We start from the raw sequence: 26,203 nt of genomic DNA on the forward strand, positions 1-26,203 counted from the left end.
AATTCTAATCTAATCGACAGTGCTGATTCGATAAAGACAATTCGATAACGATAACTCGACAACGACAGATAATTCAGTAGGGAGAACGAGATCCATGTTAGCCAAAAAACCAAAAGGTGCCACTGAAAAACGCAAAACCAGTAGTGTGTCAGGCTTATTATGGATGTTTGTTGGGGCAGTATTGACGCTCATGATCGGGGTGTTTTTATACCTCTCACCCTTGTTTAACTTTAGTCCTGCGGGCAGCGGTGAGGGCACCGATGCTGATAGACAAGTTCAGCAACGGGTCGATACCGATACCGACAATGGTGATTATGAGTTCTATGATATTTTGCCCAATCAAGAGATGGCAACCATTCCCGATGAGGACTTCGGCGAAGGCAGTAGTAGCCAATCCGGTCAAATCACTGATTTTGAGCCAGATGTAGTCGTCAATCAGCCAGAAAACACCACGCCCAGTACTAATGATGCGGGTAACTTTGGTATTTCTGAGAGCACAACGATTGAGCCTAGTCGTAGCAACAATACGAATAATGCAGCAAACAGCAATAATGACGACGATATTGTCATCGTCGAAGAAGATGCGACTTATGATGGTACACCAGCTGCCAATAATACAGGCGCGAATACAGGCGCGGCTGCAAACAGAGCTAATACAGCGAACGCTAGCAATGCTAGTATTCAGCCAGCGAAGCCTGCGGCGACTTATATTTTGCAAATCAACAGCTTTGGTGATGCCGATGAAGCAGACCGTCGGCGAGCACAAGTTCTGATGGCTGGTGTCGATGCTAGGGTGGTGAAAAACACTACCGGTAATGGCCTGCCTATTTATCAGGTGATTTCACGCCCGATGAATAATCGACAAGCGGTTGCCACTGCTCAGCAGCGCCTGCAAAATAACGGTATTGATTCTATTATCGTTGAGCAGCGCCGTTAAACCTAAAGCATCGATAAAGAAAGCGTCAGAGGACGCTTTTTTTATCCCTTTTTTTTGATATGTTTTTTAGCTCCTTTCGGCAAACTCAATATAAGAGCATCATGATGACTGTAACTCCTTCAGAAACTGCGCCCGTTGGTATGATGAAAGCTTTTTTCCAAAAGTATTTTATCGATGCTTTTACCGGCATGGCGTTAGGGTTGTTTGTGACCCTTATCGCTGGTCTTATCATCTCGCAAATTGGTGGTTGGTTAAGCCTGCCAGCCTTGGTAGCGGTCGGCAAGCTGGCGTCAGTATTAATGGGCGCAGGTATCGGTGTTGGTATCGCCTACTACCTAAAAGCACCAACTTTGGTGATGCTAAGTTGCTTGGTTGCAGGGATGCTTGGCGCGCATTCTGAAGCTTTGATGGCGGGCAATTTATTTATCGCGCAAGAGGCAAGTCCAGCAACTTTCGTTGCTGTGCCCGGTAATCCAATTGGTGCTTATTTGGCTTCAGTATTTGCTTATCGCGCTGGTACTTGGATCGCTGGCAAGTCCAAGCTCGATATTTTGCTTATCCCTTTAGTGGTATGTACGGTGGCACTCATCGTCTGTGCGCTACTTAATCCTCCAGTCGTCGCTGCGGTCAACGCCATTGGTCAGGGTATTCAAGCAGCGACTGAATTACAGCCGCTTCTCATGGGTGTCGTGATAGCAGTGGTGGTCGGGATTTTATTGACGCTACCGACCTCAAGCGCGGCTATCTGTATCGCTATTGGACTTGGCGGCTTAGCAGGTGGGGCAGCGGTAGTTGGCTGCGCGGCGCATATGATTGGCTTTGCGGTGGCCAGTTTTAAAGACAACGGCGTCAGTGGTATCATATCCCAAGGACTTGGTACCAGTATGCTACAGATTCCTAATGTCCTTAAAAAACCGCTCGTACTATTGCCTGCTGTGATTGCTAGCGCCATCGTTGGTCCTATCGCAACCGTTGGCTTTGGGCTAGCTTGCACAGCAACTGGCGCTGGTATGGGCACGGCAGGACTGGTTGGGGTGTTTGGCGTCATTGAAGCATCACAAGAAATCATGAGCAGTGCTCAGTTGTGGACGGCGATTATATTATTGATGTTCATTTTACCTGCTCTCATTGCTGGTCTGGTCGCTTACGTGATGCGCCGCCTTGGCTGGTTGGTCGATGGCGATATGAAATTGCCCTAAATGAATAGTAAGGCTAAAGCTAAAGCACGCCAATTTTCCTAACTATTTGTCTTAACTATCTATGATAAAAAAGCCCAGCTATTCAATAACTGGGCTTTTTTATGGTCTAACTCATAAGTTTTTCAATTAACGACGCACATCTTTTGGTGCATCGCCATTTGGCCAATCTTTGTCTTTATTGGCTTTGACAGGGCGCGGCAAATGGGTAAAGTAGGCGGCAATATCGACCGCTTCTTGATCGCTTAGTGTATTGCCCTGACCGAACGGCATTTTACCTTTAATAAAGGCCGCGGCGGTATATGTACGCGCCATGCCTGCGCCATCATTAAAAGACTTGTCGCCTGCGACTGCTGGGTAAAGGTAAGTACCATCATCATTGTATTGACCTTCGCCATCAGCACCGTGGCAAACGCTGCATTTTTCTGCAAACAGCTTTTTGCCGGTTTCAGGGTTTGGCTCTAACTCTTTATTCACTTTTACAAAACCGCGACCTTCAGGTGATACCCCGAATGGCATATCTTGCGACAACCAGCTCATATAAGACACCATCGCATTCATATCATCTGAATCAAGATCGAGTGCCTTACCATTCATCGAACGCTCAAAACAACCGTTAATACGCTCCTGTATGGTATTGACGCGACCTGCGCGTGAGCGATAAATCGGATAAACGCTGGGCATATTGTTCCAAGGCGCGGCATACGCTTCTGAGCCATTGCCTAGGTGGCAGCTGGTACAGTTAAGCTGGTTACCAACGTTATTTGGCAGCTCTTTATAAGTATGGTTGGCAAGCTGTAGACCGCGGCGTACGGCAGCGCCATACTCATCATCTGGAATGGTCGATTCGTCTGGCATTTTAATGGACGGCTTACCGCTTGCAGCATCAGCGCCGCCTGCAGTTATATCATTGGCAGCAGGCATGTTGCCTTTTAAGGCATCTGCACGTGCCTCAAGATCCTTTACGCGTGCTAGGGCTGCTGCCTCCTCGACGCGATCAACTGCCTTAGTTTCACTACTATTATCACAACCTGTGAGAACAGTTGCACCAAGAGCAAAGATAGACGCCACTAAAATAGAAGACTTAGTACGTAAAAACTTTCTCATTGGAATATCCTTATCTTAAAATATAATATATAAAAATCTATCGATGTGTTAATTTAGCAGCAATGATGGCAGAACTTATGCTGTGATTTAGATAAAACGACAGTACGAATTTATGTAGACGCTCCACTTTGCTCATCAAAAACTACGGGGTAATCAATCAGTAACTTGCTAGTAACATGATTGTATCAAATACAAATACGTAAAGTGATTTTAAATTGAAAATAAAACATAACGTGACAAACCAAGTTGAAAAAAGCTAAAGCGCAAACCACAGTATCTATAGTGAGTGGAAAGTAATATCGCTACATTACGCACTGCTGATATCAATTTTTCTTACTTGCTTGCTGTGCTTGCGCAGACAGAGGCTACAAAAATTGATATCAGCAATACCGTCGCGTTTTTAGGATATTTTGACTATATGTTGTTTTCTACTAAAAAAGCGCGTGAATAGCGAAGTATTCACGCGCTTTTTGCTAAGCATGTTTGTTTAATAGTTTAACTTATCGTCGTGTATTTGCCGCTATATTAATGAGTAGTTACCGCTTTAGGGTTGGCTGTTTTTACGTGCTTTTTGCCTTTTAATTTACGCGATAATTTGTTGATATCATTGAGTACCTGACCATAACGAGACGGGAATACGCGTTGGACGGCATCCATCATTTTGGCATCGTTGCCAATCAAGCAGCGCGGCTGGTTGGTCGCCGCCGCTTGTAAAATAATCCAAGCCGCTGCGCTGGCATCGAATTTTAAGAATTTATTAAAGCTACGAATGGCTTTGCTACCGCTACGCATACCGAGGTCGCTGATACTGTCGTTACCGCGGGCGCTATTGGCAATATTGGTCTTAATACCGCCGGGATGTACACAAGTTGCCGACACGCCGCAGCGCTGAATGTCTAACTCTTGGCGCAAGCTTTCGGTAAAGCCGCGCACCGCAAATTTACTGGCGTTATAAGCCGATTGGGAGGGTTGCGCGGTCAAACCAAACAGGCTTGAGATATTAATGATATGACCATGCTCGTTAAATTGGCGCGACTTGTTATCTTTTTTACCAGTATCAATTTCGCTTTCTTTGACGCTATTTTTAATCAGGGGTAAAAACGCCTTGGTGCCATAAACCACGCCCCAAAAATTGATATCCATCACCCATTCAAGCTCGCTAATACTGCTGCCTTCAACGGAAGAGTAGAGCGCCACGCCTGCATTATTAAAGATAAAATTTACTTTGCTATGTTCTGCCATCACGCTATCTGCCCAAGCTTCGACGGCTTTATTGTCCGAGACGTCGAGTACGGTGGTGGTAACTTTGACATCATAGCCGACCAGTAGCTCCTTGGTCTGCGCCAATTGTTCAGGATTGATATCCGATAGCGCTAAATGGCAGCCCATTTTTGCCAAATGCAGGGCAAGCTCGCGTCCCATGCCAGAACCTGCACCGGTGATAGCGGCGACATGATTGGCATAATAAGGGGTAATATCGTGGTCTTGCTGCAAGGGAAAAGGCAGATGCCGACGTAGAGAGTTTGCGATTGCAGAGATATTTCCAGAAACGTGGTTAAGCATGATAAACAGTCCTTTGTATCATTGATTTGAAGAGTTTGGTCGTCAATAAGGATAACGTATAAAAGTCGCTTTACCTTAGCATGATTTGTCCCTTTGGCTGCTACTGATTGATAAACGCAGCTGTCATTTTTAGCCAGCCTATGATGATAAATCACAGACATAAAAAAGCGCCTGAATAACTATCAGACGCTTTTTAAATCAATAGCATGTTAAGCATATAGTCTGTTAAGCATATAGCCCGTCAAACATGATGAAGTGCTTTTACCCAATCGTCACTTATGCAATTTTAGGGGTTTTGCCTTCGTTAATCACTTGCTCGTCAACGAGTACGGTTTTGGCATTTTTCATCGATGGCAGCTCGTACATGGTTTCAAGCAGAGCGTTTTCGACGATAGAGCGCAGACCACGCGCACCGGTTTTACGCTCCATGGCTTTTTTGGCAATCGCATCAAGCGCTTCTTTGGTAAACTCAATCTCAGCGCCTTCCATTTCAAACAGATATTTATACTGTTTTACTAAGGCGTTTTTCGGTTCTGTCAAAATCTGTACCAAAGCTTCTTCATCGAGCTCTTGTAGCGCGGCTAACACGGGCAGACGACCAAACAATTCAGGAATGAGACCAAATTTGATTAAATCTTCTGGCTCGACTTGCTGCAGCAAATCAGAGCTGCGGCGGCTGTCATCTTTTGAGCTGACATCAGCATTAAAACCAATACCGCCTTTTTCTGTTCGCTGCTGAATGACTTTATCAAGACCGGCAAACGCACCACCAACGATAATCAAGATATTGCTGGTATCGACTTGGATAAGCTCTTGCTGTGGATGCTTACGACCACCATGTGGCGGGATAGCCGCAACCGTGCCTTCGATAAGTTTCAGCAACGCTTGCTGTACGCCTTCGCCAGACACGTCGCGAGTGATAGAAGGGTTGTCGCCTTTTTTACTGATTTTATCAATCTCATCAATATAGATGATGCCTTGCTCAGCTTTGCTGACATCATAGTCAGAGGCTTGCAAGAGCTTTTGTACGATGTTTTCAACATCTTCACCGACATAACCGGCTTCCGTTAACGTCGTCGCATCGGCCATCGCAAACGGCACATCAAGCAAGCGTGCGAGTGTTTGCGCGAGCAAGGTTTTACCAGAACCCGTTGGGCCAATCAGCAAGATATTACTTTTTGCCAACTCGACCATGGCGTCATCAGCGCCGATTTTGGCTTTTTTGCTATCTCTAGCCAACGTTTGGCTGACTTTTAGGCGTTTATAATGGTTATAAACTGCGACCGCTAAGGCTTTTTTCGCCGCATCTTGGCCGATGACATATTCATCAAGCTTGGCACGTAGCTCTTTTGGCGTTGGCAGTTTTTTATTGACCCAAGAGGTATCAATGTCGCTGTCGTCGTCGCCATCTTCGGCGCTATCAGCAATCAGGTCCGTACATAGCTCGATACATTCATTACAGATATTGGCGTCGTCAGCGGCAATCAGCTGCTTTACTTCACTTTTTTCTTTGCCGCAAAACGAACAATGCGGGGTGTTATCTTCTGCCATATACAGGCACTCCTAAAATTTAATGCTTATCAATGTTTTGATTATGGACATCAGCGCCAAAGCGTAGGGCAGTTGATATATTTTCACTTACCGTAACGCTTAGGTAGCTGATGTTTTACAGTCTTTTAGACGTCTATTATCAAAGCTTATAAAGAAATTAAAGCTTATAAAGAATCAGGACGGCGCTCTAATACTTCGTCAACCAAGCCGTATTCTTTGGCCTCTTTAGCATCTAGCCAATAGTCACGCTCAACGTCTTTTTCGATTTTCTCTACCGGTTGACCGGTACGCTCAGCCAAAATCTCGTTCAAACGAGCACGGGTTTTTAGAATTTCACGCGCATTAATTTCGATATCGGTTGCTTGACCTTGCGCGCCGCCTGATGGCTGATGAATCATTACGCGCGAGTTGGCTAGAGCATAACGTTTGCCTTTTTCACCCGCTGCCAGTAAGAACGAACCCATGCTATACGCGCCGCCCATACAAATGGTTGAGACTTCAGGTTTGATAAAGTTCATGGTATCAAAAATAGCCAAACCTGCACTGACTGAGCCGCCGGGCGAGTTGATATATAAATGAATGTCTTTATCAGGGTTTTCGGCTTCTAAAAACAATAGCTGCGCCACGATAAGATTGGCCATGTGGTCTTCAACTTGACCGGTCAAAAAGATAACGCGCTCACGTAATAGGCGTGAGAAAATATCAAACGAGCGTTCACCGCGCGCTGATTGCTCAACCACCATTGGAACCAATGCGGCTTGAGTCGTGCTTTGTACATTGTCATGCGCACTCATCAACATATCAAAATGCGGGTTAGCAATGATGCGATCATAATCTGTCATAAAGATGTCCTGTTTATAAGTCCATAAAATAAAAAATAGAAGCTAGCTGTTGGCTACATTGTTATTGATGATTATCATTGTAAACATTATCGCTTGGTAATAAAACCTACTAGAAAATAAAACCTATTCACGCATACATTTTATTTTATTAAATTAATTCGGCGCCAAAATATACTCAATCAAGCAGATTGGCTCTGCCTGCTAAAATAGTGGCTAATAAATATTGGTCGCCGCTAGAAATAAGTGAGCCAATGGTAACTTTTTTATCACAGCAATAATAACGCTTTAATGTGACAAATGATAAACGACTCCCTATTAATAAGGCGTCTGTGCGCACTTATCAAGGGCAGCATGAATAATCTGTTTATAAAAAATGCTATATTCAAAATATTCTAAACACGCTACGGTATTGCTGATATCAATTTTTTTTAGCCTCTGTCTGCGCAGGCACAGCAAGCAAGAAAAATTGATATCAGCAGTGTGTGATGTATCAATATTACTTTTCACTCACTATATTAAGACAGTAGTTTATAAACGGGCAATAAAAATGCCCTAACAAAGGTGTCAGGGCATTTTTGTTTATGCTAGGTATTAAACCAGTTAGTACTGACTGGCAAAGCGCTAGATCACATGATTACATGGCTTGTTGCTGCTGAGCGGCTAATAGGTCTTGATAGCTCACTTCTTTGTCCGTTACTTGGCCTTGCTCGATTAAATAATCAACCACTTGGTCTTCTAGCACTACTGACTCAATGTTAGCGCGTTGCTGCTTGTCATTGGTGTAGTACTCGATGACTTCCGCTGGGTCTTCGTAGTTTTCAGCGGCTTCTTTGATAAAGCTTTCAACACGTTCTTGGTCGACTTCTAAGCCTTTGGTGTCGATAACACGAGCAACGATGATGCCAAGACGGGCAGCACGTAGCGCTTGCTCTTCAAACAGCTCATTTGGCAGCATGTCTTTATCGAAGCTATCAGCGTTGGCGCCGAACTGCTGAGAAAAACGTTGCATCATCATGTTGCGTTGACGATCGATTTCTTGCTCTAGCATAGCGTTTGGTACGTCAAACTCGTTCTTTTCTAATAGTGCGTCAAAGGTCGCTTGTTTTACTTGGCTACGCGCGGCATTTTTGATTTCGCGTTCCATGTTTTTACGCACGTCTTCTTTTAATTTCTCAACGCCGCCTTCTTTCACGCCGAATAGCTCTAAGAACTCGTCGTCGATTTCAGGAAGTTTTGATTTTTCAACCAATTTTACGCTGATTTTAAATTGTGCTTCTTTACCAGCCAAGTTTTCAGCTTGGTAATCTTCTGGGAAGGTGACGTCGATGACTTTTTCTTCGCCCGCTTTCATGCCTTTGATGCCATCTTCAAAGCCTGGAATCATCTGATTGCTACCGATAACCAGTTTGAAGTCTTCAGCAGAGCCGCCTTCGAATTTTTCGCCGTCGATTGAACCTTCAAAGTCAAAGGTCACTTGGTTGTCTTTGGCCGCTTTACCTTTTTTCTCAACGAACTCTTGACGCTGCTTTTGTAGGTTTTCGATCATGGTGTCAACGTCTTCGTCGCTGACGGTTGCAGTGTGGCGCTCAACTTCGATTTCATCGATACCTTGGACGTCGATTTCTGGGAAGATTTCAACAGTCGCTTGATAAACCAAGAAGTCGTCTTCAAGTTTTACGTCGTCGATGTTTGGCATACCAACAGCACGGATGTCTTCAGATTTGATCGCTTCAAATACAGTATCACGGATCACATCGTTGATGACTTCTTGCTGAATGCCAGCACCGTACTGTGAACGGATATGCGACATCGGTACTTTACCTTTACGGAAACCGTCAATCTTGGCGGTTTTCGCCACTTGACTGATGCGGCCTTCAACTTTGTTTTGAATTTTTTCAACGGGTACTTTAACCGTTAGCTGAGTTTCTTTGTTAGACAGCTTGTTGGTTGTGACTTGTAAATCTGTAGCCATATTCGTTACACCTTTAGGATTAAATAGAAATAGACAACCAGGCTGCAAAATACGCGTGTGCTACTGGTTGCCGTTGGAATAAATAGGGGATATTGCTAGCGCGCGATTTCGCAATCTGTGAGCGTAGCAATCGCTGACGGCACAAAAATATGAAACGCTTTATTCTAAATAAACGCTCTCAGATATCAATATTAACTGCTAATCGCCCGCATAATAACGCTTTTTGCGCAATTATACAGACAAATAACGGCTTTCAACAAAATTTTAAAAGTAGAACAGTATAATCTATCTGTTTATCAAAGTAAAAATTATCTGTTTAATTGCCCCGTCAGTGATTTATAAGCTTAGCTTTGCCGTAATCTGCCCGCTTATTATCATCAAATACACTTTATTATCGAATACGCTTATAACGGCAATTGCGCCAATAACTGCTCAATGGCCTGACCACGATGACTGATGCTGTTTTTGTCCGCAGCGCTGAGACTTGCCGCCGTCGCTTGCAACTCTGGCAACCAAAACAGCGGATCGTAACCAAAACCGCCATCACCATGCGGCGCGTCTAAAATCTCGCCGTGCCATAAACCTTGAGCGATAATCGGTAGCGGGTCATCGGCATGACGTACCATAGCGAGCATACACACAAACACGCCTTTAATAGGGGTATCTGGCTTGGCTGCACGAATAGGCTGCAAGTCAGCGATAAGCTTGGCGTTGTTTTTGGCGTCATTGCCATGCTCGCCAGCATAGCGGGCAGAATAGATACCGGGCGCGTTGCCCAATACGGGCACACAAAGTCCTGAATCATCCGCAATCGTCGGTAGGCCACTTGCGCGGCTGGCATGCCGCGCTTTGATAATAGCGTTCTCAACGAAGCTCAAACCGTCCTCAATCGCGTCTTCGATATTAAGCTGACCTTGCGGGACAATCGTCACAGCCAAATCTGCCGCTGCAAATAAGCGTTTAAACTCCGCAAGTTTGCCTTTATTATTACTGGCAAGCACCCATTGATTGGCGAGCTTTGTTTGCGTTAAATGCTCTTGTAGAGTCAGGTTTGCGCTGCTGGCTTGGGTCATATTTTTTGTCCGTCATTGATTCACTAATACTGCTATATTCTAGGCTAGCATGAGCTAAATTACCAATTAGCATAACGAATCGTTGATTCATAACATTTGGTAACTGATATTTGTCACCACTCTTGCTATAATAGGCGATAAGCTACAGTGAATTATATCTTATAGCTTGTGAACTTTTAATTAATAATTCTTATAAATATTCATCATGGTTTTTGCCCATTGTATATTTATAAGTACATTAATTACTAAGTGATGCGCGCTTAAGATAATTTTAGCATGCAAGCCTTTTAGGTTTACCGCAATATGCTTAGCATATTGAGTAATGACTTTCACTAACAATAAACTAAGCCAATTTAGTCCGATAATTTATAGCGTTGATTTAAGCTATACCTAATACTAATGGCTAAACCAGCAAGGATAAAATAATTATGTCAAATATTACTTTACCAGACTTACCTTATGCAAAAGATGCGCTCGAGCCACATATCAGTGCTGAGACGCTAGAGTACCATCATGACAAGCATCATGCCGCTTATGTAAACAAGCTAAATGAATTGCTACCGGGTTCTGGTCTAGAAGACAAAACATTACCAGAAATCATCAAAGCGACTGCGAAAGATGACAGCAAAAAAACCATGTTTAACCAAGCAGCGCAAGTATGGAACCATACGTTCTATTGGAACTGTATGACGCCTGACAATGGTGGCGGCGAACCTACTGGTGATTTGAAAGCGAAAATCGAAGAAGATTTTGGTAGCTATGACAAATTCCGTGAAGAGTTCAAAAACGCAGCAACTTCACAGTTTGGTTCTGGTTGGGCTTGGCTAGTGGCTGATAAAGTTGGTGGTAAACTATCAATCGCTAAAACTGGTAATGCTGATAACCCATTGGCGCATGACCAAGTCGCTGTATTGACTTGTGACGTATGGGAACATGCTTACTACATCGATTATCGTAACCGTCGTCCTGACTATGTGGATACCTTCCTAGACAAGCTAGTGAACTGGGACTACGCAAACGCAAAATATAAAGGTCAAGATGCTGGTGTTGAAGAGTAATCTTTAACCACTAAGTATTTGATTTACTTTATAAGTAGGAAAAGGACGCTGAGAGGCGTCCTTTTTTTGGTTTTGCTCCTATAAAAACTTAGTCGGACTTTGGTAAACTTTTTCATTTAATTTCTTAATTACAAATTGACCTCGTTCTGATACTGCATTGGATTTATCCAAAGCAAACTTCTCTGCAAAGAATTTAACTTCATCTTGTTTTAGGCGGTCAAGATTTATAATAAGAAATTCTGCTGATACGCTGCGAACAATTGAAGATCGGTCAAACGCTGATCTATTAAGCAATTCGATTAGAGATATATGCACATCAATTTTTCGTTCAGCAATAACAGGTATTAATTTTCTTCTGCCATAAGCTTTATCAATCCACTTCCATTCATAACCACTAATCCATGTCATTCGGGCTTCAAACAAACTACGAAACGCTTTAGCTCTTACGTAAGGCTGGATGGCATTATGAGCAATTTCATTGAGGTAATCATCAAAAATAGGCAGCTGACCAAGTTGGGACAATAAACTAGGAATGGCTCCTGACGCAAATGTGATTAAATTATTTGTCAATGATAAGGTGACATCTTTTCTTAAAGCAGTATTTAAAATGACATTTCTATTTTCTTGTCCTATACGACCCCATGAATTCCAATTTGATAAAATGGTTATCAAAGCTTCTGCAATAATTTTAGAGTCAGTTTTGCGGCTGACTAAGATAAAAGCTTTTTTGGCAGCCACACGAACTTCTGGAACCCAATCATTTAATCTGCGAGCAATTAATATAAGAAAAAAAGCATTAGGGGCGCTCTCTGACAATAATTTTAGACTTTTTTCGCGTTCGTAGCCGTCCCAACTGACCAGTCCTAGCCAAGATGCTTGCTCAATAAATAGTGATTTGATAGCTTTTGACAAGCTTTCCCACTTTGGTTGTGATACTAAGTATTTTGCTACTTCCTCACGTATGAGGCGTTCCCAGTAATCTAAATTAACTAGCTTCAGCTGTGAAGTAACTTCAATCATAGGTGTCATGTCACCTTTTGACTTTAAAACATTATTAATTGCTAAGATAAATTTATCAGTCATTTCTATTGATGGTTGCATGATTTGCTTACTCCAAGCAGCAATGATTTTTCTATTAAAGCACCTCAAACCCAAACTTACTCAACGCTTCCCTTAACATCGCAATATTATAATACGCATGCGCATTGACGGTGTTTTGAAAGAAGATATACAGCGTATCAAAATGCTGACGCTGATTGGCAATCGCTTGTGCCCAGTCCTGCATTTCAGCTTCGGTATAGCGATAATCATGCCGATCGCTAGCGCTCATCGCATCCCACCAGCCCGTATTATTACCATGCATGCGCAGATAGCCAGTGCGCTCGGTAAATATCAGTCGTGACGGCGGTAGGCCGCTGACCTTGGGATAATCGACGCTACACCAAATCAAACCTTGCTCGACAAAGCTATCGACCACTTGCGGCGTATGCCAGCCATTATGACGAAACTCAATCGCTAGCGGATAGTCTTTAAACCAACTGACCAAATTGGCAAGATAAAGCCGATGCTCACGGGTGCGATCAAAGCCGTGCGGAAATTGCAGCAGTAATGGTGCAAGCGCATCCGCTTCGATAAGGGGCGTGAGCGCAGTGATAAAAGCTTGCGCATGCTCGCTTGTGCCTTTACGCGCATGGGTAAAGTCTTGATGCAGTTTGACTGCGAACTTCAACTCACTATCCGCTTGTACGTAGGCTTTATCAACCATACCAGCAAAGGCTTTTTGCCCGATGGGCGCATAGAAGGTACTGTTAATCTCAACCGCGCCATATTGCTTGGCGTATTCGCGTAAGAAGTCAGTTTTTTTGGTGCCGGTTGGGTACAGCGTACCAAGCAGATCGGTATCGCTATAGCCGCCAGTGCCGAGGTAGATACGCTGAGTAGGGGTACTATCCATGTTGACCACTCTTTATCGTTTTTAATGTTTATTGCTGAGCTTATTTTTTACGTGACCATAGCCATTCGATTAATGCCAATAAGGCGTTAGTGTCTGCACTGTCTTTTTTACCACTCAGCTCACGGCTGCTTAACTCGCGGATAATAGCTGCGCGGCCGTCATTAAATAGCGATTGCGCATAGCGGGTCGCTTGCTCGACGCCCATCAGTTTCACATAGGTAGATTTGTCTAACTTTTCATCACTGCCAGCAGGTTTGCCAAGGGTATCGGTGCTGGTGGTCACATCTAAGATATCGTCTTGGACTTGAAAAGCCAGACCAATATGCTGCGCGCACTCTTGTAGGGCAATACGCTGCGGCGCCGTCGCACCTGCACAGATACCGCCCATGAGCATCGCCGCTTCAATCAATGCACCGGTTTTATCACGGTGGATGGCTTCTAAATCATCTTGTGAAATGCCAGTGCTGGCTTCGGCATTGAGGTCGAGCATTTGCCCAGAAACCATGCGTCTGGCGCGCGGCGCAAATATCGCGATAAGCTGGCTTGCGATAGCAGAGTCATATGGCGCAAAAGTTGGCAGCTCTGCGGTCAGTATCTCAAAGGCGAGCGTCTGTAGCACGTCACCGGCGAGCAGGGCGGTCGATTCTGCAAAGACGATATGGGCAGTTGGCTGACCACGGCGCAGCTCATCATCGTCCATACAAGGCAGGTCATCATGCACCAGTGAATAAGTATGCAACAGCTCTACCGCCAATGCTGCACGGCGCGCCATATCGTAATCGGAGTCGTTTTCTAGTAGTGATTCTAAATCGCTATTTTGCTGAATTTGCTTAGCTTCTTTATCAGTGCTTTTATCGACATATTCATCAGCCCTATTAATATCGTCATTCGCATTGCTTTGATTGACACTATCAAAGGCACTGGCGACCAATAACGGCCGTACCAATTTACCAGTACCTGTCATCACATAACGGCAGGCATCAAGCAGCGGACTTGGCAGCTCAGCGTAAGCAAACAGCATCTCGATATCTTGCGCCAGTTGCGTGCGCACGGCGCTATGAAATTGTTCAGTATTATTATTAAAGCTCGCAAAAGGCACCGTTGTTGAAACAGTGTTTGAAGCCGTTGTTGAAGACATAGGGCTTGGCATAGAAGTAGAAGCAGGGGAAACAGTCATAATCCAACCATTAATCAGGTGAATAATAAAAATAGCGCTAGTGTAGCATGATAGATTATATTCCTTATGCTACGAGTATTATCAATGACGCATTTTTGGCGGTTTAATGTTAAAAACTGGCGTAAAAAAGCCCGTTGAATAGGCGTAATAATGCAACAAACCCTTGTTACCTATTATTGATTTAACTTGGCAGTTAGATGTGTTTTGATAATAAAGGCTAATTCCTATCTTAAATCTCAGTATACAGGCGGACACCTAAAGCACCTTGGCCGCAAGGTAAAGGGTTGGTGTCGACTTAAGAGTGACTTGCGAGTATGGTATTAGCTTGTGACAGTCGGGGGCATAATCCCCTACACTAATTGGCGTGAAAATGGTCTGGCACTTAGCACATAGGTTTTTAGCCTGAGTTAAGTGACTCATCATCTCAATGTTCAGTCAGTGTTTATAACATCAGTACCGGTAACAAACGTATATAAATGAAGCGCCGTATTCATATTTGCTATTGCCTGATAGCGTTGCAAAAAATGAATACAAACATGAGCGCTGGATAATAAAGACATCTGCACTGCTCATATACTGACTTTTAAAGCAGTATGTTGGCAGTGTTATTACTCGTTTTACTAACAATAACTGACTATGACCTTTAATTTTAAAGCTTTTAATTTTAAAACGTAGCTTTCGTTATATAGCAAGGAGTTTCAAATGGTATACCAAGGAAATCGCATTACGGTGACAATGCTAGAGGATGGCATCGCCAACATGCAATACAACGCCGAAAATGAGAGCGTGAACAAGTTTGATGCTGAAACCAATAAGCAATTTGCTGAAGTTGTGACAGCGCTAGAAAAAGCGGATGACGTGAAAGGCTTAATCGTCACCTCAAGCAAAGGCGTATTTATCGCTGGTGCGGACATCACAGAATTCGTCGGTTCATTTAAGAATCCAGAAAACGAAATCAAAGATTGGGTCATTAATATCAATGACGCTTTCAACCGTTTTGAAGACCTGCCATTTCCAAAAGTAGCGGCCATCAATGGCGCCGCGCTTGGTGGTGGTTGTGAGATGACCTTGGTTTGTGAATACCGTGTCATGAGTGACAAAGCCATTATCGGTCTACCAGAAACCCAACTCGGTATCTTCCCAGGTTTTGGTGGTACGGTGCGTAGTACGCGTGTGATTGGTATCGACAATGCCCTTGAGCTAATTGCCACTGGTACGCCAAAAAAACCACTTGATGCGCTAAAATTAGGCTTAGTTGACGCAACCGTGCCTGCCGATGACTTGCAAGATGCCGCCATTGACCTAGTCAAAAAATGTATCTCAGGTGAGCTTGATTGGCAAGCGAAGCGTGAAGAGAAGCTGAATCCTGTAAAGCTAAACCAGCTTGAGCAAGCGATGGCGTTTAACAGTGCCAAAGGTATGATCTTTGCCAAAGCCAATCCTAAGCAGTACCCAGCGCCAGCAATCGCTATCGAAACGATTGAGAAGCACGTCAATTTGCCACGTGATAAAGCAATCGAAGTCGAAGCCACTGGTTTTGCCAAAGCGGCGAAAACCCCACAAGCAGAAAGCCTGGTCGGTCTGTTCTTAAACGATCAATTGGTGAAAAAACTTGCCAAGCAGCACAGCAAAAAAGCACATGAAATCACTGAAGCGGCCGTACTAGGCGCCGGTATCATGGGCGGCGGTATCGCGTATCAGGCAGCCAGCAAAGGCTTGCCAATCATCATGAAAGATATCAAGTCTGAGCAATTAGACCTTGGTATGGGCGAAGCCAGCAAGCTACTTGGCAAAATGGTCGAACGCAAAAAGATGACCCCAGCGAAAATGGGTGAAACCTTAAGCCGTATCCGTCCAACTTTGAACTATGGTGATTTTGCTGAAACTGATATCGTTATCGAAGCAGTCGTAGAAAATCCAAACGTCAAGCGTGCGGTACTAAAAGAAGTTGAAGGTTTGGTTAAAGACGATTGTATCTTAGCGTCAAACACCTCAACAATTTCTATTACTTATTTAGCAGAAGCACTTGCGCGTCCAGAAAACTTCGTTGGTATGCATTTCTTTAACCCAGTACATCGTATGCCACTCGTTGAAGTTATCCGCGGTGAAAAATCATCAGAAGAAGCGATTGCGACTACGGTTGCGCTAGCGTCTAAAATGGGTAAAGTGCCAGTTGTGGTCAATGACTGCCCAGGATTCTTAGTAAACCGTGTATTGTTCCCATACTTTGGTGCCTTTGATTTGCTGCTTAAGCAAGGTGCGGATTTTGCTCATGTCGATAAAGTCATGGAAAAATTCGGCTGGCCAATGGGTCCTGCTTATCTAATCGACGTGGTTGGTTTAGATACGGGCGTACACGGCGCAGAAGTGATGGCAGAAGGTTTCCCTGATCGCATGAAGCCTGATTATAAAGGTGCTATCGAGCATCTATATGAAAACAAACGCTTAGGTCAGAAAAACGGCGTTGGTTTCTATAAATATGAGACTGATAAGCGCGGTAAGCCAAAGAAAGTGGCTGACGAAGCGACTTATGAGCTATTAAAAGCGACCACGGATAGCGACAAGCAAACCTTTGATGATCAAACCATCATCGACCGCACTATGCTGGCGTTCTGTAATGAAACGGTTCGCTGCCTAGAAGACAACATCGTCAGCACGCCATCTGAAGCCGATATGGCGATGATTATGGGCGTTGGTTTCCCGCCATTCCGCGGTGGCCCTTGCCGTTATATCGACCAAATGGGTCTAGATAACTACTTGGCACTATGCGAAAAATATGCGCACCTTGGCAAAGCCTATGAAGCGCCGCAAAAGATTCGCGATATGGCAGCCGCAGGCGAGACTTTTTACGCCACTGCGTAATGGTCGGTCATTACTAGGATGAAGTGCCGTACCCATGCTCGATAAGGTTGTTGATGATTTATTTATTATGAATAATCTTTTACATAAAATATGACGAGCATTGTGGTACTGCCACTGACAATAAAAATTGAAAAGGAAGATAGTATGACAACTTTAAGTCCAAAAGACGTGGTCATCGTAGATGGCGTACGCTCAGCAATGGGTAAATCTAAAAACGGTATGTTCCGCCACGTTCGCGCTGATAGCATTTCTGCTGAATTGGTTCGTGCCTTGGTTGAGCGTAACGACTTTGACCCACGTGACGTTGAAGACATCATCTGGGGCTGTGTAAACCAGACTTTAGAGCAAGGTTTAAACATCGGTCGTAATATCGGCTTGCTAGCTGATATTCCAAAGACTGCTGGCGGCCAAACGGTGAACCGTCTATGCGGCTCATCTATGCAGGCGCTACACACAGCTGCTGCGCAAATTATGACCAACCAAGGTGAAGTATTCATCATCGGTGGTGTTGAGCATATGGGTCACGTTGGCATGATGCATGGCGTTGACTTAAACCCTGAAGCTTCAAAACATTATGCAAAAGCATCAAACATGATGGGCTTGACCGCTGAAATGCTGGGCCGTATGAATAACGTCAGCCGCGAAGAGCAAGACGCCTTTGGTCTTGAGTCGCATCGCCGTGCATGGGCTGCCACCACAGAAGGTCGTTTTGACAATGAAATCATCGGTATCGAAGGGCATGATGCCGCCGGTCGTTTGCAACTATGTACCGTCGACGAAGTGATTCGCCCAGACGCTACGATGGAGCAAATGCAAAAGCTACGTCCAGCCTTTGATCCAAAAGGCGGTACAGTCACTGCAGCAACTTCATCAGCTCTATCTGACGGTGCGTCAGCGATGCTCGTCATGAGCGCGCAAAAAGCCAAAGATTTGGGTCTAAAACCACGTGCGCGTATTCGCAGCATGGCAGTTGCTGGTTGTGATGCGGCTATAATGGGTTATGGTCCAGTTCCTGCGACCCAAAAAGCCCTAAAACGCGCTGGCATGAGCATCGATGATATGCAAACCATCGAGCTTAACGAAGCGTTTGCAGCTCAAGCACTATCGGTACTTAAAGCCTTGAACTTGACCGACAAGCAAGACATCATCAACGTCAATGGTGGCGCAATTGCCCTAGGTCATCCACTCGGTTGTTCTGGTGCTCGTATCACAGTTACTTTGCTAAACGCTATGGAGCAAATGGATACTGAAATCGGTCTTGCCACTATGTGTATCGGTCTAGGTCAAGGTATCGCGACTGTAATTGAGCGTGTTTAAGCGTTTTAATAAATCTTTTTAGTTTTATATCTTTAAAAAAACCCCTAGTCATGAAGACTAGGGGTTTTTGTGTTGGTCAATTAAAAACTGGTTTTATAATATCCTGTTCATAATTGTTAATAAGATTTATCTTCATTGACCCGCTTAGCAAACTATGACTAAATAAGAATAAGAACAATAACGAAAACACCCATGATAAATCTAACATAGCCTTTAATAATAAGGTCAGTCGTACAAGGAGTGTACTATGTCTACCATGATTACCGATCGCACTTATCGTATCGCCCGCGAAAATACCCAAGCGATGATTATCGATATTCAAGAACGCTTGACGCCACATATCTATGACCACGAAAATATCGTCAAAAAAACCGTCACTCTGATTAAGGGTTTGCAAGCGCTCGATATTCCTATCATGCTCAATGAGCAGTATAAAAAGGGACTTGGCGATACCTTGCCTGAAATACGCGATGTATTAGAAGGTGACAATGCCAAAAGCTTTGAGAAAGTGACGTTTAGCGCCTGCGATAACGATGATTCGTGGCATTATTTAGCCCAGCAAAATCGTAGTATCGTTTTATTGTTTGGGGTAGAGGCGCATGTTTGCGTGATGCAAACAGCGCTTGATTTACTCGATAATGGTATGCAGCCCGTGATTATTGGTGATGCGGTCGGCTCACGCTTTCCTTATGATAAAAAGCAAGCGATTCGCCGTATTCGCCGCGCTGGTGGGGTCATTAGCACGGTAGAATCCATTCTGTTTGAATTATGCCGCAGCAGTAAAGACCCAGCGTTTAAAACCATTAGTAATTTGATTAAGTAGCCTAATTAAGCATCATGCTTAAGCAAATTTAATTATTAAAAATAGTTTCTTAATAACTCTCAAAAATAAAATAGCGCTCAATACTATCGGCGCTATTTTTTTATCGAAAAATTATATTGAAGCAAGTTGTTTACGGTTTTTATAACGGCTATCAATGCCGCAGTGCTTAAATATTTACTATAATATCTGCCTTTGCGTGAAAAGACAGCGCTCAAATTTATCAGTTATTTAGAGAGAATCATGACGTTACCCTATTCTAATGGTGTCAACCATACACCGTTGACCGACCCTGCGACTGCTGCAAATATTGATATTGACGATGTAACGCATTTTTTATTAGAGTTGGATGCGCTAAAACGCGTCAATCGGTGCAGTTATGTGACGAAAACAAATCGGTTGGAGAATTCCGCCGAGCACTCTTGGCATTTGGCGATGGCTTGTTGGTCAATTGCTGAACAGTTTGAGATTGATGTTAATCATGAAAAATTGCTGAAGATGGCATTAATACATGACTTGGGAGAAGTTGATGCCGGTGATACATTTTTATTTGCCAATAGTAGAGCTGACGCTCACGCTGGAGAGCGCGAGGGCATCGCTCGATTACGAGCTGAGCGCGGCAATGGTATCAAAAACTTAAGTGAGATTTGGGAAGCGCAAGAAACGGGCAGGAGCAAAGAGGCTGAGCTGCTGAGAGTGATTGATCGAATTTTGCCATTTTTGTTAAATTTAAATACGGGCGGGAAAACATGGAGTGATCATGAGGTGACACGCTCGCAAGTGACTGGCGTCCTAAGATTTATTAAAGACAGCTTTCCGAGTATTCATCAATGGCTATTGGAACAGGTTGAGTATGCGACCGAGCAAGGCTGGCTGATTGATAGATAAGTGGTTAAAAGTTTTTTTTGCCTGTCAGCTGTTTACAAATTACTCATTATCTTCCTGCACTAAAGCCTTTATATTAGGGACAATCACGCAAAGAGACGGTCACATGAAAATAGCTGGTACTTATAAAACATTCGCGAAATCACTGGTTTTTCTTGGCGTACTAAGTTTAGCGCAATTGGCGCAGGCGACCGAGTCTGTTGGTAAGGGCGATAAATTGGCCTATGATGCCAAAAAACAGATAGGTGTGACCACCAGCTATGACCCTACCTATCGTCAGCTGGATTTTCCGCGTGGCGATGTACCGATAGAAACCGGCGTTTGTACCGATGTTGTCGTACGGGCATACCGCCTGCAAAATATCGATTTACAGCAATTGGTCAATCACGATATGAAGTCCAATTGGTCGGCCTATCCAAAGACGTGGGGACTAAAATCAACCGATAAAAATATCGATCATCGCCGTGTGCCGAATCTTGAGGTGTTTTTTGCCCGTCATGGTCAAACATTATCTACCACTGATAAATCTAGCTTTCAAGCCGGTGATATAGTGACGTGGCGGTTGCCAAACGGCAATTTACCGCATATGGGCATCGTTTCTAATAAAGTCGCCGCTGATGGCTCGCCGTTGATTATTCATAACATCGGACGCGGAACGCAAGAAGAAAACATCTTATTTGCGTATCCTATTCACAAGCACTTTCGGTATTAGATTGAATGCGTCTAATAAAAAACCTAGCTAAGCTGAGTGGCTTAACTAGGCTTATACGTAGAGGTTTTTAGGGTCTTTATACAACTGCTATTTATTCGCAACACCCAATAGCTGTCCCATTTTTACCATACTGTTGGCTTGTAAGCTGTCTTGCCAATCGGCTTTTGCGCCTTTTGGTAGAACGACAATCGCCGTTGAGCCTAAATAAAAGCGTCCAAGCTCATCGCCTTTGGCAAAGCTCATATTGTGAACCATTTCTTGGATATCCTCAGTGCGGCTGATTTTTCCCGTCGCGACGGTTTCGATACCAGCGACAATCATCGCTCCAACCATGACCACCGCCGCTTTGCCGTACTCTGTGTCAAATAAACAGACCAAACGCTCATTACGGGCAAATAAATCCGGCACGTTTGCCGCCGTGACATTATTGACAGAAAATAGGGTACCCGGTATATAACGAGTCTTGGTCAAGGTACCCGCAAATGGCATGTGCACGCGGTGATAGTTACTCGGCGCAAGATACACGGTGGCAAAGCTACCATCAGCAAAATAACTGCCATCTTCGCTATCAGCGAGTAGTTGACCGATGTCATAATGACGACCTTTGGCTTGCAGTAATTTATGGTCGCGGATTTGCCCTAATTGCGAGATAACACCATCAGCAGGGCTAACAATTCCATTTGCGCGGCTATCGATGAGACGCGCGTCGTCTTTTAGCTCACGGGTAAAAAAGTCATTAAAGCTTTCATAAGCATTGAAACTTTGGCGCTCGTATTCGTCTAAGCTGACATTGTAAGCTTTGGCAAAGCTACGAATAAACGCACGCTTGACATAAGGGTGGCGGCTGGCTGCTAGACGTCCAGCGACTTTACTCAGCTGCTGCTGCGGTACAAATTGTTGAAGGGTGGCAAATAAATTCATAATAAGGTTACCAAAATAGGGTTCGATGTAATTATTAATAGGCAAGTTAATGGCGGTATTTTATCATGGTCAGGGTATGATTGTATGACCATAAACTGTAAGCGATTTATAAATAAGGAAGGCTGTAAATGAGAGCACTGATACAAAGGGTGGAGCGCGCCAGCGTCACTGTCGATGCGCACTGCGTTGGTGCGATTGAGCATGGAGTCTTGGCTTATATTGGCTTGGGTCATGAGGATAACTTGCAAAGTGCGCAGCGTATGATTGATAAAATCCTCACTTATCGCATTTTTGAGAATGACGATGAGCCTGCTAAGTTTGGTAAATTGGATAAAAATGTCCAGCAGGTAGGCGGCGGTTTATTACTGGTGTCACAATTTACCTTAATGGCAAAAACCGATAAAGGTCGCCGTCCTGACTTTGGCGGGGCGATGGCACCCGATGCTGCAGAGGTATTGTTCGAACAACTAATTACTTATGCCAAAACCCAACATCCCCATGTAGCAACTGGTGAGTTTGGCGCTGATATGCAAGTGGCGAGTATCAACGATGGGCCGTTAAATTTTATATTGGAAGTTTAAGGTCTTATTTTTAAAAGGGTCAGGTTTTAAAGGCCAAAAATTCAAACGCTAGCTATCAGGCTTTTGCAAAAGTGGATAAGGGTTGACCGCGCTGCCATTGATATAAATCCCATAATGGACGTGCGGCGGCGTACCTTTGGCATTTCCGCTGTCGCCGACGTAACCGATGATATCGCCAGCATTGACCCAGTCGTTCGGGCTGATATCGGCATAATCCTCTAAATGGGCATAATAATGTCCAGCGCCGCCCGGGCCAATGATGACCACCACGCGCCCGCCTAAGCTGTTTTCGCCAACTTTGCTAACGATGCCTTGCGTCGTTGCTTGTATCGGCGTACCTCGCTTGGCAAATATATCTATGCCTTCGTGAGAACGACCTTGGCTACGCGCAGCGCCCCATGTATCCGTTAAGTGTCGTTCGGGCAGTGGGCTAGGTAAGCTATTTTCTGTCGGTAATTCTTGTTGTAATAAACTGAGCTGTTGCCATTTTGCCAGTACAAACGACTGAGTTTGCTTGCTGATACTCGGTAAGAGCTTGTCAAAGACAAATAACAGCATCAGTAACACCGCCGCCTTGATGAATACACTTAGTACACGGCGTAAAAGGTTTGGCTTTTTACTTGGGCTTGGCTGCGGATTATTGCCATCTGCTAGCATTGATATCTCTTTATTTTTTTTGAGTTAACTCTAATGGGTAGTATAAGAGTTAACGTTTCTATTGTTTGTATGCCATTGTTATCTTTAGCTTTTATCCCCATAAATACATTGTTGCTTTTAAAGCTAACCTGTTTTTTAGGTCTATGTAGAAAACTGTTATTGCTACCTATTTTTAAATAACGATGGCCAAATCTTTATGACCGACATTGCGCTGATTATCGATACCGAAACCGACCAAGGCCGTGATCCGCGTCCGATTCAAGTGGCGACGATCAATGTAGCGACAGGATTTGAGTGGATGAAATACTTTAATAGTGGACGCTCGATATCGCCCGTCGTGATTAGAATCCATGGTATCACCGATGACGATGTCGCCGGTCTTGAGCGCTTTGAGCTTGGGCAATTTGAGTTGCCGCAGTACTTGATTGGCCATAATGTGCGCTTTGATTGGCGGGTGATTGGTAGTCCGTCCGCCAAGCTGATATGTACGGTGCGGCTGGCGCGCGTGGCCTTTCCAGAATGGAGCGCTTATGGGCAATCGAAATGTATCGAGCAATTATTAGGTAAAGGCGAGGCAGGTAAAATGACGATTGCCGCTCATGATGCGCTGGGTGATGCGCGCATGTGTTATCTGCTGTATCAGGCCTGCTGCGAGCGCCTAGCAATTGCGCCGACAGATTTTGCCGCAGCACACGCTATCGCCAATAAAGCCAATCCACTGAGCAAAATGCCCTTTGGTAAACATAAAGGCATGCCGATTAAAGACGTGCCAATTAGCTACGTAAAATGGATGCTAGGCAACATTCATAATATGCAGCCGTCGCTGTATTCTGCGTTGACCAAGCGTGTGCAAGCAGAACAAGCAGCAAAAATCACGCAAGACTAAATAGACTTGCGCTTGAAAGGCCTGCGCTTAAACGACTGCCCTAAACAAAACTTATTGCTGCTTGGCTAGCCAATCGACTGCCATTTGCCAAAGCTGCGGGGCTTTAGCATTGGTTTTGCTGCTAAAATAGCGCATATGACCGATACTGTTTAAGCCAAATTCTTCGGGGTCAAAATAGTATTTTTCGACTGGCATTTTGCTGAAGACGCGAATCATATCATCGATATTTTTGCTATTGGCAATCTCATCATCGCTAAAGCCGAGCCACAACGCAGGCATATCAATCTCATCGTAAAAATGGGTATGAATACTTTTACCAAAAGCGGTTTTAATATAGCCTGCGCCATTGCACCACTCGCGCCATTGACGAGCGACGCCGCGTGGTAGTGGCTCTCCCATGCCGATTTTATCCGCTGGCGTATAGCCTAGCGTTAAGTTGGTGAGCGGGATAAAGGCGTCCATAAAACCCATCGCTTTGAGCTTATAAGGCATGTCCATATTTTTAATTTGCCCTGATGAACAAGCGACGTTAAATACTGAGGTAAGCGCCTTATAATTTGGCATCAGACCAATCAGCTGACCGCCAGCGCTATGTCCAATTAAATGATAAGTGGCATCAGTAAATTCGTCTTGTAAGGCATCAAGGACGGCTGGCATGTCATGACGCCCCCAACTGATTAAAGAAGCATCACATTTTGCCAAATCGGTGCTAAGTGATTCGCCGATACCTTCGTTATCAAAGGTTAAGACCCCAAAGCCACTGGCTGCTAAATAAGTGGCAAAATTATGATAGAACTGGCGTTTTATACCAGTAGCCGGCGCGATCATAACCGCGGCTTTCACCTCGTCTGTAGGACGATAAACGGTCGCTGCCAATGCTCGATTGCGCTCAGTCATGATGCTTAGGGTATAAATATCTGTTTGATTGTGCGGATTTTCCATGGTTTAACCTTCATGTATTTTTGTCATTTTTATGAGTAAAAGTTTTTTTATCAATCAGTATTTTGGGTCAATAAAAACGCTTGCTAGGCGCTCAGCGTTTAAAAACCAGCGTTTAATAATCAATATTAAGCGTGCAGTCATTAAGCCGTGATTGGTTGCTTACTTTATAGCCTAGCTGGCGATAACCGCATGATGACTTTGCAGTAACACTGCTTATGGTAAAATAAATCTTAGTGAGGAAGGTAGGCGAAAATGACTTCTAAGTTCTATGAGCAAGCTCGACGTTGTATATTTTGAGCGCTATTTTTCAGCAATATTTTAATTATTATCGATTAAGCAGTATGTATTTTGACCAAATAACACATATCAATAAACTACTATGCATGAATAAACGTGTTTTAATAGCTAAGTATTTAATAAGAACAATGTATATAAAATTAAGGAAACTCTATGCAAATGAAAATTAACAATGACACCTATGAAGTTATTACCAGTCAAGACATTACCAATATTGAAAAAGCTGTGGATAAATCAGCGCTCACCATGCCGCTGGTCGCGGTTTATTGTGGCTCGCGTTTGGGCAATAATGACGTTTATGAGCAGGCAGCGCGTGAGCTTGGTAGTGCGCTTGCCGATAATGGCATGGGTTTGGTCTACGGCGGAGCGAGCATCGGGCTGATGGGCGCAGTCGCTGATGAGGTCATCCGAGGTGGCGCGCAAGCGGTTGGTGTGATTCCAACCTTTATGCTCAAGCACGAAATTGCCCATGAGCAGCTGACCCGCCTGCATTTGACCGATACCATGCACACCCGTAAAACGGTGATGGCAGAGTATGCCGATGCCTTTATTACCTTGCCGGGCGGGCTTGGGACGCTAGAAGAAATCATGGAAATCGCCACCTGGCGTCAGCTATATCAGCACGAAAAACCGATGATTATTCTTAATATTAATGGTTTTTATGACTGTATGATTGAACATTTACAATATACCGCTGAGCAAGGCTTTATGAAGCAACAAGACCTTGAGCGTTTGGTCGTTTGTAATACCATTGACGAGGCGATTGCCATGCTAAAAACCGTCGTAAAAATAGATGACGCCGTTGATACCGAGAAAATGGCGGGAAACTAGCAGCGGTTATCTTTATCAATAACTAAATATAAAAAAGAGAGCAAGGCTAACATTAAGCCTTA

23 protein-coding genes are annotated in these 26,203 nt (G+C 44.2%); 11 read left to right on the forward strand and 12 right to left on the reverse strand.

What is annotated here, in order from left to right:
* The first annotated feature begins 94 nt into the window (after positions 1-94).
* Together JFC07_RS05610 and JFC07_RS05615 are read left to right on the forward strand one after the other, a co-directional pair.
* Entirely contained in the window at positions 95-937 is an 843-nt protein-coding gene (locus JFC07_RS05610) for an SPOR domain-containing protein (protein ID WP_198328562.1), read from the forward strand.
* Positions 938-1,041: 104 nt separating this feature from the next.
* Positions 1,042-2,136 carry a PTS sugar transporter subunit IIC gene (locus JFC07_RS05615; RefSeq protein ID WP_198328640.1) on the forward strand — a complete coding sequence of 365 codons (1,095 nt, stop codon included), beginning with the start codon at positions 1,042-1,044 and terminating at the stop codon, positions 2,134-2,136.
* A 126-nt stretch (positions 2,137-2,262) separates the two neighbouring features.
* Here the strand turns inward: JFC07_RS05615 and JFC07_RS05620 are convergent, their stop codons facing one another.
* From JFC07_RS05620 to rdgB, 6 genes are all read right to left on the reverse strand, one after another.
* Complete coding sequence (locus tag JFC07_RS05620; protein WP_198328564.1) at positions 2,263-3,240, reverse strand: c-type cytochrome; 978 nt, start codon at positions 3,238-3,240, stop codon at positions 2,263-2,265.
* A 525-nt stretch (positions 3,241-3,765) separates the two neighbouring features.
* Positions 3,766-4,803 carry an SDR family NAD(P)-dependent oxidoreductase gene (locus tag JFC07_RS05625; RefSeq protein WP_198328572.1) on the reverse strand — a complete coding sequence of 346 codons (1,038 nt, stop codon included), beginning with the start codon at positions 4,801-4,803 and terminating at the stop codon, positions 3,766-3,768.
* A 276-nt stretch (positions 4,804-5,079) separates the two neighbouring features.
* Positions 5,080-6,354 (reverse strand): ATP-dependent protease ATP-binding subunit ClpX, encoded by a 1,275-nt coding sequence (clpX, locus tag JFC07_RS05630; protein WP_198328580.1) that lies wholly within the window; start codon positions 6,352-6,354, stop codon positions 5,080-5,082.
* Positions 6,355-6,518: 164 nt separating this feature from the next.
* Positions 6,519-7,148, reverse strand: coding sequence for an ATP-dependent Clp endopeptidase proteolytic subunit ClpP (gene clpP / locus JFC07_RS05635; protein WP_068407788.1), 630 nt, complete (start codon positions 7,146-7,148; stop codon positions 6,519-6,521).
* A 682-nt stretch (positions 7,149-7,830) separates the two neighbouring features.
* The gene (tig, locus tag JFC07_RS05640; RefSeq protein WP_198328582.1) at positions 7,831-9,168 is read right to left on the reverse strand and encodes a trigger factor; all 1,338 of its coding nucleotides are present in this window, start codon (positions 9,166-9,168) and stop codon (positions 7,831-7,833) included.
* 404 nt (positions 9,169-9,572) lie between these two features.
* Positions 9,573-10,217: an RdgB/HAM1 family non-canonical purine NTP pyrophosphatase gene (gene rdgB / locus JFC07_RS05645; protein ID WP_376779306.1), complete on the reverse strand. Its 645-nt coding sequence runs from the start codon at positions 10,215-10,217 to the stop codon at positions 9,573-9,575.
* A gap of 452 nt (positions 10,218-10,669) precedes the next feature.
* On the opposite strand from rdgB, the gene JFC07_RS05650 reads away from it, so the two are divergent.
* The gene (locus JFC07_RS05650) at positions 10,670-11,299 is read left to right on the forward strand and encodes a superoxide dismutase SodB (protein ID WP_068407772.1); all 630 of its coding nucleotides are present in this window, start codon (positions 10,670-10,672) and stop codon (positions 11,297-11,299) included.
* A gap of 78 nt (positions 11,300-11,377) precedes the next feature.
* On the opposite strand, the gene JFC07_RS05655 is transcribed toward JFC07_RS05650, so the two are convergent.
* Genes JFC07_RS05655 through JFC07_RS05665 form a run of 3 tightly spaced genes read right to left on the reverse strand, consistent with a single transcriptional unit; the run spans position 11,378 to position 14,430 of the window.
* The gene (locus JFC07_RS05655; protein ID WP_198328584.1) at positions 11,378-12,400 is read right to left on the reverse strand and encodes a hypothetical protein; all 1,023 of its coding nucleotides are present in this window, start codon (positions 12,398-12,400) and stop codon (positions 11,378-11,380) included.
* Between the two features lie 34 nt (positions 12,401-12,434).
* Positions 12,435-13,253 (reverse strand): DUF72 domain-containing protein, encoded by an 819-nt coding sequence (locus JFC07_RS05660; RefSeq protein ID WP_068407767.1) that lies wholly within the window; start codon positions 13,251-13,253, stop codon positions 12,435-12,437.
* Between the two features lie 40 nt (positions 13,254-13,293).
* On the reverse strand, positions 13,294-14,430 hold the full coding sequence (locus JFC07_RS05665) for a polyprenyl synthetase family protein (RefSeq protein ID WP_390625424.1): 1,137 nt from the start codon (positions 14,428-14,430) through the stop codon (positions 13,294-13,296).
* A gap of 702 nt (positions 14,431-15,132) precedes the next feature.
* Between JFC07_RS05665 and fadB the strand changes: the two genes are divergently transcribed.
* The 5 genes from fadB to JFC07_RS05690 all read left to right on the forward strand — a co-directional run bounded on the left by fadB (position 15,133) and on the right by JFC07_RS05690 (position 21,026).
* The gene (gene fadB, locus JFC07_RS05670) at positions 15,133-17,292 is read left to right on the forward strand and encodes a fatty acid oxidation complex subunit alpha FadB (RefSeq protein ID WP_198328592.1); all 2,160 of its coding nucleotides are present in this window, start codon (positions 15,133-15,135) and stop codon (positions 17,290-17,292) included.
* Between the two features lie 144 nt (positions 17,293-17,436).
* Positions 17,437-18,609 (forward strand): acetyl-CoA C-acyltransferase FadA, encoded by a 1,173-nt coding sequence (fadA, locus tag JFC07_RS05675; RefSeq protein ID WP_198328602.1) that lies wholly within the window; start codon positions 17,437-17,439, stop codon positions 18,607-18,609.
* 247 nt (positions 18,610-18,856) lie between these two features.
* On the forward strand, positions 18,857-19,432 hold the full coding sequence (locus tag JFC07_RS05680; RefSeq protein WP_191691966.1) for an isochorismatase family protein: 576 nt from the start codon (positions 18,857-18,859) through the stop codon (positions 19,430-19,432).
* A gap of 240 nt (positions 19,433-19,672) precedes the next feature.
* Positions 19,673-20,317, forward strand: coding sequence for an HD domain-containing protein (locus JFC07_RS05685; RefSeq protein ID WP_198328604.1), 645 nt, complete (start codon positions 19,673-19,675; stop codon positions 20,315-20,317).
* A 103-nt stretch (positions 20,318-20,420) separates the two neighbouring features.
* Positions 20,421-21,026 (forward strand): DUF1287 domain-containing protein, encoded by a 606-nt coding sequence (locus tag JFC07_RS05690; protein WP_198328606.1) that lies wholly within the window; start codon positions 20,421-20,423, stop codon positions 21,024-21,026.
* Between the two features lie 87 nt (positions 21,027-21,113).
* Here JFC07_RS05690 and asd read toward each other — a convergent pair whose 3' ends face one another.
* Positions 21,114-21,947: an archaetidylserine decarboxylase gene (asd, locus tag JFC07_RS05695; protein ID WP_144297787.1), complete on the reverse strand. Its 834-nt coding sequence runs from the start codon at positions 21,945-21,947 to the stop codon at positions 21,114-21,116.
* A 128-nt stretch (positions 21,948-22,075) separates the two neighbouring features.
* On the opposite strand from asd, the gene dtd reads away from it, so the two are divergent.
* Entirely contained in the window at positions 22,076-22,528 is a 453-nt protein-coding gene (dtd, locus tag JFC07_RS05700) for a D-aminoacyl-tRNA deacylase (RefSeq protein ID WP_198328609.1), read from the forward strand.
* A 48-nt stretch (positions 22,529-22,576) separates the two neighbouring features.
* Here dtd and JFC07_RS05705 read toward each other — a convergent pair whose 3' ends face one another.
* A complete protein-coding gene (locus JFC07_RS05705) occupies positions 22,577-23,185 on the reverse strand; it encodes a M23 family metallopeptidase (RefSeq protein WP_198328611.1) in 609 nt (202 codons plus the stop codon).
* A gap of 196 nt (positions 23,186-23,381) precedes the next feature.
* Between JFC07_RS05705 and JFC07_RS05710 the strand changes: the two genes are divergently transcribed.
* The gene (locus JFC07_RS05710; protein WP_198328613.1) at positions 23,382-24,071 is read left to right on the forward strand and encodes a putative quorum-sensing-regulated virulence factor; all 690 of its coding nucleotides are present in this window, start codon (positions 23,382-23,384) and stop codon (positions 24,069-24,071) included.
* Between the two features lie 51 nt (positions 24,072-24,122).
* Here the strand turns inward: JFC07_RS05710 and JFC07_RS05715 are convergent, their stop codons facing one another.
* The gene (locus tag JFC07_RS05715) at positions 24,123-25,013 is read right to left on the reverse strand and encodes an alpha/beta hydrolase family protein (RefSeq protein ID WP_198328615.1); all 891 of its coding nucleotides are present in this window, start codon (positions 25,011-25,013) and stop codon (positions 24,123-24,125) included.
* A gap of 450 nt (positions 25,014-25,463) precedes the next feature.
* On the opposite strand from JFC07_RS05715, the gene JFC07_RS05720 reads away from it, so the two are divergent.
* Positions 25,464-26,141, forward strand: coding sequence for an LOG family protein (locus tag JFC07_RS05720; RefSeq protein WP_198328617.1), 678 nt, complete (start codon positions 25,464-25,466; stop codon positions 26,139-26,141).
* Positions 26,142-26,203: the final 62 nt, after the last annotated feature.

It is taken from the genome of Psychrobacter faecalis (genome assembly GCF_016107575.1).
GTDB classification, from domain to species: domain Bacteria; phylum Pseudomonadota; class Gammaproteobacteria; order Pseudomonadales; family Moraxellaceae; genus Psychrobacter; species Psychrobacter faecalis.